Origin of the sequence: Streptosporangium sp. NPDC006013, from assembly GCF_040614275.1 — a bacterium.
Lineage (GTDB): Bacteria > Actinomycetota > Actinomycetes > Streptosporangiales > Streptosporangiaceae > Streptosporangium.
This window is the reverse complement of sequence record NZ_JBEXUE010000354.1, coordinates 1-10644: the sequence shown is the minus strand read 5'-3', so window position 1 is coordinate 10644 and position 10644 is coordinate 1. Positions and strand designations below refer to the sequence as shown.

Below are 10644 nucleotides of genomic sequence, written 5' to 3'. Positions count from 1 at the left end.
GACCCCGGCCAGGCCCGCGGCCTGCTCGGCGGAGAGCTGCCCGGCCAGGACCTCCAGGTGTCCGGGGGTGAGCTTGACGAACCCGTACGGCCGGGCCGACAGCGCGGTGCCCAGCTCGTCGAGGGCGGTGTCCTCGGCGGCGATGTGCAGACACTGGCCCACCACCAGCGGCGTGTAGATGTTGGGCACGACCATGTCGTAGGCGATCGAGGAGAAGAGCGGGGCCCCGCCCACGCCGCCGACGGCGTAGGCCGACACGCACCAGCGCAGGAAGTTCACCAGGCCCCGGTGTCCGACCATGACGCCCTTGGGACGCCCGGTCGAGCCGGAGGTGTAGATGAGGTAGGCCAGGTTGCCGGACACGGCGGTCGGGTCCGGGTCGCCGGAGGGATGTCCGGCGCTCTCGGCTTCCAGGGCGGCCTCATCGTCCAGCACCAGCCGGGCACCGGAGTCGGCCAGCATGTACTCCAGCCGGGCGGCCGGAAGCCCGGGGTCGAGCGGCAGATAGGCGGCCCCGGCCTTCCAGATGCCGAGGAAGGCGGCGACGAGCCAGTCGGAGCGTCGCAGGCGGACGGCGACGATGCTCTCCGGGCCCATGCCTCTGCCGCGCAGCCAGTGCGCGATCCGGTTGGCCCTGGCGTTCAGCTCCCGGTAGCTCAGCCGGGTCCCGCCGAAGGTCAGCGCGACGGCCTGGGGGGTGCGCCGGACCTGCCGCTCGAAGAGCCGGTGCGCGCAACCGTCCGGCGAACCCAGTGGTTCCGGCCCCCGGCAGGCCGCGAGCAGCGTCTCGCGCTCGGCGGGCGGGAGGATCTCCAGGGCGCTGAGCGGTACGTCGGGTGCGGCGGCGACCTGGGCGAGCAGGTGGACGAAGGACTCGGCGAGCCGCCGGGCGGTGCCGGGCTCGAACAGGTCGACGCGGTAGGTCAGGTGCCCCAGCAGGTGGCCGCCTGCCGGCATCAGGGACAGCGCGAGGTCGTACTTGGCCGCGGTGTCGGGGAACTCGAACGGCTCCACGGCCAGGTCGCCGAGGGCCGTGCTCCCCGGCAGGCCGGCGTGCAGCTCGTACAGGACGCGGAAGAGCGGGGCGCGGCCCTGGGCGAGCATCGGGTACGGCAGGTGCTGGTGGGTGAGGGCGTCCAGGCAGTAGGCGCGGACCCGGCGGAGCAACTCGGTGAAGCTCGGGTCACCCGACAGGTCGGCGCGCATCACGACGGTGTTGAAGAAGGCGCCGACGAGGTGCTCGGAGTGCGGCACGGCGCGGTTGGCGACGGTGCTGCCGAGCGCGATGTCGTCCTGGCCGCAGTGGCGCGACAGCAGCGCGGCGAACGCGGCGAGCCCGGCCATGTACGGGGTGGCCCGGCAGCGCCGGGCGACGGCGCCGAGCGCGGCGGCGGTGGCAGCCGGCACGGTGAAGGTCAGCGTCGCCCCCTCGGTGGAGGATTCCACGGAGGACCCGGCAGAGGATTCCATGAAAGGCTCGCCGGAGGGCTCCGTAACGGTCTTCGAGGGGGTTTTCCCGGAGAACTTCGTAGCGGGGACGCGGTCGGTGGGCAGGTCGAGCGCGGGCAGGCCGGCCAGGGCGCCGCGCCAGTGCGCCAGGGCGGGCGCCAGATCCACGGCCCGCTCGGCGGCCACCACCTCGTCGTACCCGGCGGGCAGCGGGGGCAGCGGGTCGGGCAGCCCGGCGAGGTGTGCCCGGTAGAGGGCGTCGAGCTCGCCGAGGAAGACGCCCATGGACCACTCGTCGAAGGCGATGTGGTGCACGGCGAGTACCAGGACGTGGTCGTCGGCGGCCAGCCGGGCGAGCTGGACGCGCAGCACCGGCCCGGCGGCCAGGTCGAACGGCCGCCGCGCCTCGGCGGCGGCCGTCCTGCGGGCCTCCTCCTCCGACGCCACGGGGTGTACCGGCAGCTCGACCGGCGCCGGTGGCAGCACCGAGGCCACCGGCCGTCCTTCGACGTTCGGGTAGACGGTGCGCAGCGCCTGGTGGCGGGCGACGACGTCGCCGAGCGCCCCGGCGAGTGCCGGGACGTCCAGCGGGCCGCGCAGGCGCAGCGCCAGGCAGACGTTGTACTCCGTCCCCGCGGGGTCCAGCTGGTGGCCGAGCCACATCCGCTCCTGGGCGTACGACAGCGGCGTCCCGGCGGGAGAGGTCACGGCCGGGGGCGCCTCGGCGGGGGAAGCTCCGGACGAGGATGTCTCAGGCGCTACGACCGGCACCTTCCACCTCCAGCGGCGAGTGCGGTGGGAGGGGTGACGCTCCGTCTTCCAGCAGGCCGATGACGACCTGCGCCAGCTCGCCCACCGTCGGGTGGGTGAACACGTCCGCGACCGGCACCTCGACGCCGTGCCGTGCCCGGATCCTGGCGACGAGCTGGATGGCGACCAGCGAGTGGCCCCCGGCCTCGAAGAAGTCGTCGTCGAAACCGACACCGTCCAGGCCGAGCAGCAGCGTCCAGTCGTCGGCCAGCGCCTGGTGGACGGGGGTGTGCGTGGGCGCGCTCATCGTGTCCTCCTCGCCGCACCCGCGGGTGCGAGCTGGTCTTCTGCCCCCGGCACCGGGCGGGCGGGGTCGTGGTCGACGTCGACGATCCGGTTGGCCCCGTCCACATGGACGACCCGGGGCCGGTAGCCCGGCAGCTCTTCGCCCGAGTACTGGCCGTAGGAGATCAGGATCACCATGTCCCCGGGCGCGACCAGGTGGGCGGCGGCTCCGTTGATGCCGATCACCCCGCTGCCGCGCTCCCCGGCGATGACGTACGTCTCCAGGCGGGCGCCGTTGGTGATGTCGACGATCGCCACCTGCTCGCCGTCCAGCAGGTCGGCGGCGTCCATCAGGTTCTCGTCGATCGTCACCGAGCCGACGTAGTGCAGGTTCGCGTGGGTGACCGTCGCTCGGTGGATCTTGGATTTGAACATCGTGCGCAGCATCTCGGGCTTCCGTTCACACATGGGAGGCTGGTGACAGTGCCGAGAGCGGCGCGTGCGGGTCACGCACCGCCGCTCCCAGCAGATGCAGCCATGCATCCACCAGACTCTCGACGGTGGATCCGTCGAACAGGCCGGTGTTGTAGGCGACCTCGCCGATGATCGAGTCCGGGGTCTCCGCGACCGAGCAGACGAGGTCGGCGACCGTGGTACGGGTCGCCAGGTCGATGGGGGTCACCGTCAGCTGTGGCAGGCGTACGCCCTCGGCGCCGGTGAGCGCGCTGAGCGGGACGCCGTTGAAGATGACGTCGAAGAAGGGGGAGCGGCCGGGCGCGCGCGGCGGGCGCAGCGCCTGGACCAGCCGCTCCAGCGGGACGTCCTGGTGGGCGTAGGCGCCGTGGACCACCTCGCGGACGCGGCCGAGCAGTTCGACGAAGGTCGGGTCGCCGCCGCAGGGGGTGCGCAGCACCAGCGTGTTGACGAAGAAACCGATCATCTGCTCGGTCTCCGGGCGGGTACGGCCGGGTACCGGGGAGCCCACCGCGACGTCGGCGCCGCCGCACGCCTGGAAGAGCGTGGCCTGGAAGGCTCCGAGCAGGGCGGCGAAGAGCGTCGTGCCCGCCTCGCGGCCGAGCCGGCGCAGCTCCTCGGTGACCCGTTCTTCGATCATGAAGGAGACCCTGGCGCCCGCGTAGGTCTGCACGGGCGGGCGCGGCCTGTCGATGGGCAGCTCGGCCGGGGTGATCCCGGCCAGCTGGGCGCGCCAGTAGTCGAGCTGCTCGCCACCCGCGGCGTGCTCACGCTGCCAGGCGGCGTAGTCCACGTACTGCGCGGCCGGCTCGGGGAGCACGGCGGGCCGCCCGGCCAGCGCGGCCTCGTACAGGGTGGCCAGCTCCTGCCAGAGCACCTGCTCGGAGGCGGCGTCGTAGCCGACGTGGTGGACGACCAGGGAGAACACGTGCTCGTAGGCGTCCAACCTGGTCAGCCTGGCCCGCACCGGCGCGGCGGCGGCGAGGTCGAAGGGGGTTTCCCAGTCGGCCTGCAGGGCGTCGGAGGCGGCGCTCTCGCGGGCGATGCGGGTCTCGCCGGGCGCGACGGCGAACCTCAGCCGGGGTCCGTGAGCGTCGACGCGCACCTCGGGGATGCCTTCGGGGCTCTCCACGTACCGGGTCCGCAGGATCTCGTGCCGGGCGACCAGTTCGTCGAACGCCTGGCGGAACGCCGCCACATCGAGGTGGCCGTGCAGGCGGCAGGCGGTCGGCACGTTGTACGCGGTCGAGCCGGGCGCCAGCCGGTGCAGGAACCAGAGGCGTTCCTGGCCGTAGGAGAGCGGCAGTGTCCCCTCGCGGGACACCCTCGGCAGCGGCGGAAGCTGCTCGGCGCGGGTCTCGGCCACCTCCTCGGCGAGCTCCTCCAGCGACTCGGCGGAGAAGAGCAGGTAGAGCGGGAAGTCGATGCGCAGATCGTCCTGGATGCGGAACATGACCTGGGTGGCGAGCAGGGAGTTGCCGCCCAGCTCGAAGAAGTTGTCGTCCAGGCAGACCGTGTCCAGGTCCAGGACATCGGCCCAGATGGTGGCCAGCGCCTGCTGCACGGCGGTGACCGGGGGCCTCCCCTCGGCCCGCTCGGCGGGCGGGGCGATCTCCGGCAGCGCGGCCCGGTCCACCTTCCCGCTGCTGGTCAGCGGCATCCGGTCGATCACCGCGAGCTGCGCGGGGATGAGGTAGGGCGGGAGCCGGTCGACCAGATGGGCCCGCAGCTCCGCCGGGTCGGGGGCGGCACCGGAGGCCACCACGTAGCCGAGCAGGCGTTCCCCGGCGACCGTGACGGCGGAGCGCTCGACCCCGGGATGGGCGTCCAGGGTGGCCTCGATCTCGCCCAGTTCGACCCGTACCCCGCGGATCTTGACCTGGTGGTCGGTGCGGCCGAGGAAGTCCAGGGCGCCGTCGGGGCGGCGCCGCCCCAGGTCGCCGGTGCGGTACAGCCGGGAGCCCGGCGGGCCGTACGGGTCGGGGACGAAGCGCTCGGCGGTCAGCGCGGGCCTGCGATGGTAGCCGCGCGCCAGGCCGATCCCGCCGATGAACAGCTCGCCCGCCGCACCGTCGGGTACGAGCTCCCCCGCCTCGTCCAGCACATGCACGGTGTTGCCGGTGAAGGGCGTTCCGATGGAGACGACCGGGCCCGCGTGCGGGTCGTGCGGGTCGTAGGTGTACAGGGTGGAGTCGATCGACACCTCGGTGGCGCCCCACTGGTTGTGCAGCCCGCAGCCGTACACGCCGATCTGCTCGTGGAAGGCGAGCGCCAGGGGTGCGGTCAGCGCCTCCCCGCTGGAGATCACGTGGCGCAGGTGCGGCAGCGGCGGCAGCCCGGCGCGGCGATGCGCCGCCAGGAACAGCGCGAGCATGCTGGGCACGAACTGCACGACGGCGGCGCCGAAGCGCGAGGTGGCCTCCAGCAGCGCCACCGGGTCCCGGTGCTCGCCCGGCGGCAGGATCGCCACCACCCCGCCGGTCGACAGCGGCCAGAACACCTCCACCGCCGAGTCGTCGAAGCTGAGCGTGGTCTTGTGCAGCACGGCCTCGCCTGGTTCGAGGCGGTGCTCGGCCTGCATCCACCGCATCCGGTTGATCCAGCCCCCGTGCGTGCTGGCGACACCCTTGGGGGTGCCCGTCGAGCCGGAGGTGTAGTAGAGGGAGACCAGGTTTTCCTGGCGTACCCCGGAGCCGACCGGGGTCGTCGGGTGGCGGTCGATCAGCGCGCTGTCGCGGTCGAGCAGCACGACGCGGGTGAGGTCGCCGGGCAGCAGGTGGGCGAGTGCCTGCTCGCCCACCGACACCGGCGCCGCGCCCTCGGCGACCATGAGCCGCGCCCGGGCGGGCGGCGCGTCGGGGTCGATCGGCAGGTAGGCTCCGCCCGCCTTGAGGATGCCGCACAGCGCGATGACCAGGTCCAGTCCCCGGTGCACGCACACCGCCACGGGGGTGTCGGCGACCACTCCCAGCTCGCGCAGGTGGTGGGCGAGCTGGTTGGCGCGCCGGTCCAGCTCGCGGTAGGTCAGGGTGTGGCCGTCGGCATCGATGACGGCCACGGCGCGGGGGGTCCGCTCCACCTGGGCTTCGACCAGCTCGTGCAATCCGGCCACGACTTCTCCTAACGGTTCGCCGACGCCAGCAGGGCGACGCGGTCGATCTTCTTGGTGGGAGTCAGCGGGAAGGCGCCGCGCACCTCGATCCTGGACGGGATCATGTAGGCGGGCAGGTGGGCGGCCAGGTGCTTGCGCAGCGCCCGGGGGGTGACGTCTCCCTGGGCGAACAGCAGCAGGCCCTCGTCCACGACGTGCGCGGCGGCCAGCTCGACCAGCGGGTGCTCCTGGGCCACGCACTCGATCTCACCCAGCTCGATCCGGTAGCCGCGCAGCTGGACCTGCCGGTCACGGCGCCCGGTGAACCAGAGCCGGCCGTCGGGGCGCAGCCGGCCCAGGTCACCGGTCCGATAGAGCCTGCCGTGCTCGGGGTGGTCGACGAACCGTTCGGCGGTCAGCTCGGGGGCGCCGCCGTAACCGAGGGCCACGCCGAGCCCGCCGACGTGGATCTCGCCCTGCTCGCCGTCCGGTACCCGTTCACCGGCGTCGTCGAGCAGGACGACGCGGTAACCGGCCAGCGGCCTGCCCACCGGCAGCGGGTCCGGCTCTTGGGCGGTGACGAGCCCGGCGGTGCACCACACGGTGACCTCGGTGGGGCCGTAGAAGTTCCAGACGCGCCCGGCGCGCCCGGCCAGCTCGGCGGCCAGCCGGGCGGTCAGCACCTCACCGCCGCAGACGGCCTGCAGTTCCTCGCGCCCCGGCGTCAGGTACGGCAGCAGAAAGCGCCAGGCGGTGGGGGTGGCGTGCACGACGGTGGCGCGGTGCCTCTCCAGCCAGCCCACCAGCCGTTCCGGGGCGGCCTGGAGCGCCTCGGAGGTCACCAGGGTCGCCCCGCCGTGACTGAGCGGGACGAACATCTCCAGCAGCGCGATGTCGAAGGAGAAGGTCTGGTTGGCGGCGTACCGGTCGGCGGGACCGGGGCCGAGCAGTTCGGCGACGGCGCGCACGCAGTTGTGCAGCGAGGCGTGCGAGACCAGCACCGCCTTGGGCCGTCCGGTGGAACCGGAGGTGAACATCACGTACGCGCACCGCTCCGGCTCGGCGTCACCGGTCCGCAACTCGGCCGTGCCCCCGGCGCCCCCGGCGCCCTCGACGCCCTCGACGCCCTCGACGCCCTCGACGCACGGTACGGAGTCGAGGAGCAGGCTCATGCCCGCCTGGTGCTGCTGGAAGCGCAGCCGCTCGGGCGGCAGGGCCGGATCGAGGGGCAGGAAGACCGCGCCGGCCTGCCAGATGCCCAGGATCACCGCCACGTAGTCGGCCGAGCGGGGCAACGCGACACCGACCACGTCACCGGGGCGTGCCCTTCTCTCCCGCAGGACGTCGGCCACCGCGTTGGCACGGGCGGCCAGTTGCCCGTAGCTGAGCTCGGAGGCCGGGTCGAGGGCGGCGACCGCGCCGGGCGCCTGTCTCACCTGCCGGGCCACCTCGTGCAGGACGGTGTTCACGCGACCACCTCATGCGGGACGGTGCCGGCGTGGCCGGACGCGGGCAGGTGCTCGGGCAGGTGCGCGGGCCGTTCGCGGGACCAGGGGAGCAATGGGATGGACGCCACGGCCCCCGGTGGGTTGAGCACGGCCCAGTCGAGGTCGTGGCCGAGCTCGTAGAGGCGGATCAGCACGCCGGGCAGGTCGCTCGCGGTGGCGTGGCGCACCACGCGAGCCTGCCTGCCCCCCGGGGCGCCGCGCAGCCGGGGGCCGAGTTCGGCGGCACCGATCTCCACGAAGGTGCGTACTCCCCGGTCCAGCGCGAGGGCGAGCGCGTCGCCGAGCAGGCTCGGGGTGGCCAGGTGGCGCGCCCAGTGCCGGGCGCCCTGCGCGCGGCCGTCGACCGGCCCGCCGGTGAGCGTCGACAGCGCCGCCGTCTCACCGGTGTCGACGGGCAGGCCCTGCAGGGCGAGTTCCAGCTCGGCGGCGAGTGGCGCGGCCAGCGCGCTGTGGTCGGCGGTGGCGGGGCCGAGGTCGCCGCAGAGCACGTCTCCCGCGCTGAGGGTGGCGGCCAGGGTGGCCAGCGCGGCCCGGGGACCGACGATGACACAGGTCTGCGCGTCCTCCACGGTGGCCACCGCGAGCGCGGGACCGATCCGCGCGCACAGCGCCTCCGCCAGCCTGCGCGCCAGCCGCACCCGTAGCGCGTGCACCGGCGCCGACCTGGCCAGCAGCCTGGCGCGGTGCCCGGCGACGGCGTCCGCGGCGGTGGGCGACAGCACGCCGCGGTGGCGGGCGGCGGCGACCTCCCCCGCGCCGTGGCCGATCACCAGGTCGGGACGGACGCCCGCCCGGCGCAGTTCGGCGGCGAGGCCGGCGTGCGCGGCGGCCGTCCCGGCGCCCGGCTCGTCGGCGAAGACCAGGGCCAGGCCGCCGGGTGCCGCGCCGCCGGGTGTCGCGGCGGCCAGGTCGGTCAGTGCCCTGTCGAGCTCCCGGCTCAGCTCGGCGGCGTCGGCGCCGGTCACCCCGACCCGGTAGGCGTGGTGGTCGCGCCGTTCCCCGGCCGTGTGGCAGGCCGCCGCCAGGTCCAGTTCCGGATCGTCCAGCGCGGTCCGCCAGCGCACGACCAGCTCCCGCAGCCCGGCGTGCGTGTGCGCCGAGAGCGGCAGGTAGTGGCGGGTGCGCGAAACCGCCGCCGGTGGATACGACCACGTCTCGGCGGGCGGTCCCCCCTCGCAGTCCTCCCAGGCCTGCCGCCGGGCGGGAACGCCTCCACGCGTAACGGGTGTGCGCCGCCGCTCGGGCGGTGCCTGGAGGATCAGATGGGCGTTGGTGCCGCCGAAACCGAAGGAGCTGACGCCGGCCAGGCGGCCGGTCCAGGGTTCCAGGCTCCGCTGCACGCGCAGGCCGCCGCCGGACCAGTCGAAGTCCTCGGCGAGCTCGGTGGCGTGCAGGCTGGCAGGCAGCGTGCCGTGGAAGAGCGCGAGGGCCAGCTTGGCCAGGCCGGCCGCACCGGCCGCCGCCTCCAGGTGCCCCAGGTTGCTCTTGACCGAGCCGATCCGCAGCGCGGCGCGGCGCGGCGCCGTGCCCAGCACCTCCGACAGGGCGCGCAGCTCCATCAGGTCGCCCAGCCGGGTGCCCGAGCCGTGCGCCTCGACGTAGCCGACGTCACCGGGGTCGACCCCCGCGGCGCGGCATGCCGCGCGCAGCAGCCGTACCTGCGCGGGGGCGCTCGGCGACATCAGGCCGTTGGTACGCCCGTCGCTGTTGACCGCGCCACCGAGGATGAGGGCGTAGATCCGGTCCCCGGCGGCGAGCGCGTCGCCCAGGCGCCGGAGCGTCACCATGACGGCGCCCTCGGAGCGGCCCATGCCGTCGGCCCCGGCGCCGAAGGACTTGCACCGGCCGTCGGGGGCCAGCACGCCCGCCGTACGGAAGCACAGGCCGATGTCCGGCGAGAGGATGGCGTTGACCCCGCCGGCGAGGGCGATGTCGCACTGCCCCGTCCGCAGTGCGGTCACCGCCTGGTGGACGGCGACCAGCGACGACGAGCAGGCGGTGTCGACGGACATCGAGGGGCCGTGCAGGTCGAAGACGTAGGAGATGCGGTTGGCGGCCACGCTGTGCGCCACACCGGTCGGGGTGTAGAGGCCGGGCTCGGCCGCGGCAAGTCCCGGGCTGAAGCTGCTGACCAGGAAGTCCCCGCTGCTGATGCCCGCGAACACGCCCGTCTGGCTCCCGGCCAGATCGGCGAGGCGGAGCCCGGCGTCCTGCAGGGACTCGTGCGCGACCTCCAGCAGCAGCCGCTGCTGCGGGTCCATCGCCTCCGCCTCGCGGGCGTTGACCGTGAAGAACGCCGGGTCGAAGCCCTCCACGTCCGGCAGGAACCCGCCCTCGCCCACCCCTGGCTCGCGCCAGCCCGGGTGGTGCGCGGCCCGCTCGCCCGGCACCGTGCCGACCGCGTCGACGCCGTCCGCCAGCAGCCGCCAGAGCCGTCCGGGGCCGTCGGCCCCCGGCAGGCGGCAGCCGATGCCGACGATCGCCACCGGTTCGGCGGAGTGGGCGGGGGCCTCATGCCCGCCCAGGGCGCGGGAGGTGCCGTGGCCGGGGGTCCTGCGATCCGGTTGTGCCACGGCTCCCGCCAGATGTTCGGCCAGGGCGCGCGGGGTGGGGTGGTCGTAGAAGACCGTGTTCGGCAGCGGGGTGCCCAGCCGGGCCTCCAGTTCGGCGGCGAGGGCGACCGCGTCGGCCGAGCCGATGCCGTAGTCGATGAACAGCCGGTCGGCGTCGACATCGGCCAGGCCGGCGCGTTCGGCGACCAGGGAGGTCAGCAGGTCCAGGACGTTCATCGCCCGGCCGCCACCGGATCGGCGTCCGCGAGGGCGGGCGAGGTCCATCCGGCCAGCACGGTGAAGCGGCCCTCCGCCAGCATGGCGCGGCACTCGCGGCGCCGGACCTTTCCACTGGTGGTCTTGGGAACGCTGCGCGGCTCGACCAGGAACACCCCGTCGAGCAGCACGTCGTGCTCCCTGGCCACCGCGAGGCGGATCTCGGTGATCAGCTCGCCGAGATCCCCCGCGGTCGCGGCCGTGACCTCGGCGACCACCACCGCGGCCTCGGCCTGCGAGATCGGAAGCGCGGCGGGTA

At 74.3% G+C, this 10644-nt stretch carries 6 protein-coding genes and 1 pseudogene; all 7 read right to left on the bottom strand.

Annotated features, from left to right (window positions below):
- Positions 1-2157, bottom strand: a 2157-nt coding sequence (locus ABZ260_RS37165) for a condensation domain-containing protein (RefSeq protein ID WP_355626898.1), incomplete at its 3' end; no start/stop codon positions are given.
- A gap of 43 nt (positions 2158-2200) precedes the next feature.
- A complete protein-coding gene (locus tag ABZ260_RS37160; protein WP_350925224.1) occupies positions 2201-2506 on the bottom strand; it encodes a phosphopantetheine-binding protein in 306 nt (101 codons plus the stop codon).
- On the bottom strand, positions 2503-2931 hold the full coding sequence (gene panD, locus ABZ260_RS37155; RefSeq protein ID WP_350925222.1) for an aspartate 1-decarboxylase: 429 nt from the start codon (positions 2929-2931) through the stop codon (positions 2503-2505). Before panD ends, ABZ260_RS37160 begins: the two co-directional genes overlap by 4 nt.
- 13 nt (positions 2932-2944) lie before the next feature.
- Positions 2945-6070: an amino acid adenylation domain-containing protein gene (locus tag ABZ260_RS37150; protein WP_355626896.1), complete on the bottom strand. Its 3126-nt coding sequence runs from the start codon at positions 6068-6070 to the stop codon at positions 2945-2947.
- Between the two features lie 8 nt (positions 6071-6078).
- Positions 6079-7518, bottom strand: a complete 1440-nt coding sequence (locus ABZ260_RS37145) for an amino acid adenylation domain-containing protein (RefSeq protein ID WP_355626895.1) — start codon at positions 7516-7518, stop codon at positions 6079-6081.
- Positions 7515-10346 (bottom strand): beta-ketoacyl synthase N-terminal-like domain-containing protein, encoded by a 2832-nt coding sequence (locus tag ABZ260_RS37140; protein WP_355626893.1) that lies wholly within the window; start codon positions 10344-10346, stop codon positions 7515-7517. Before ABZ260_RS37140 ends, ABZ260_RS37145 begins: the two co-directional genes overlap by 4 nt.
- A pseudogene (locus ABZ260_RS37135) lies at positions 10343-10644 on the bottom strand (hypothetical protein); the annotation flags it as partial. The gene ABZ260_RS37140 and the pseudogene ABZ260_RS37135, both read right to left, overlap by 4 nt.

Excerpts from the sequence above, each read along its gene's own strand:
- ABZ260_RS37160 (WP_350925224.1), bottom strand. The coding sequence starts at position 2,506 with ATGAGCGCGCCCACGCACACCCCCGTCCACCAGGCGCTGGCCGACGAC.
- panD (WP_350925222.1), bottom strand. The coding sequence starts at position 2,931 with ATGCTGCGCACGATGTTCAAATCCAAGATCCACCGAGCGACGGTCACC.
- ABZ260_RS37140 (WP_355626893.1), bottom strand. The coding sequence starts at position 10,346 with ATGAACGTCCTGGACCTGCTGACCTCCCTGGTCGCCGAACGCGCCGGC.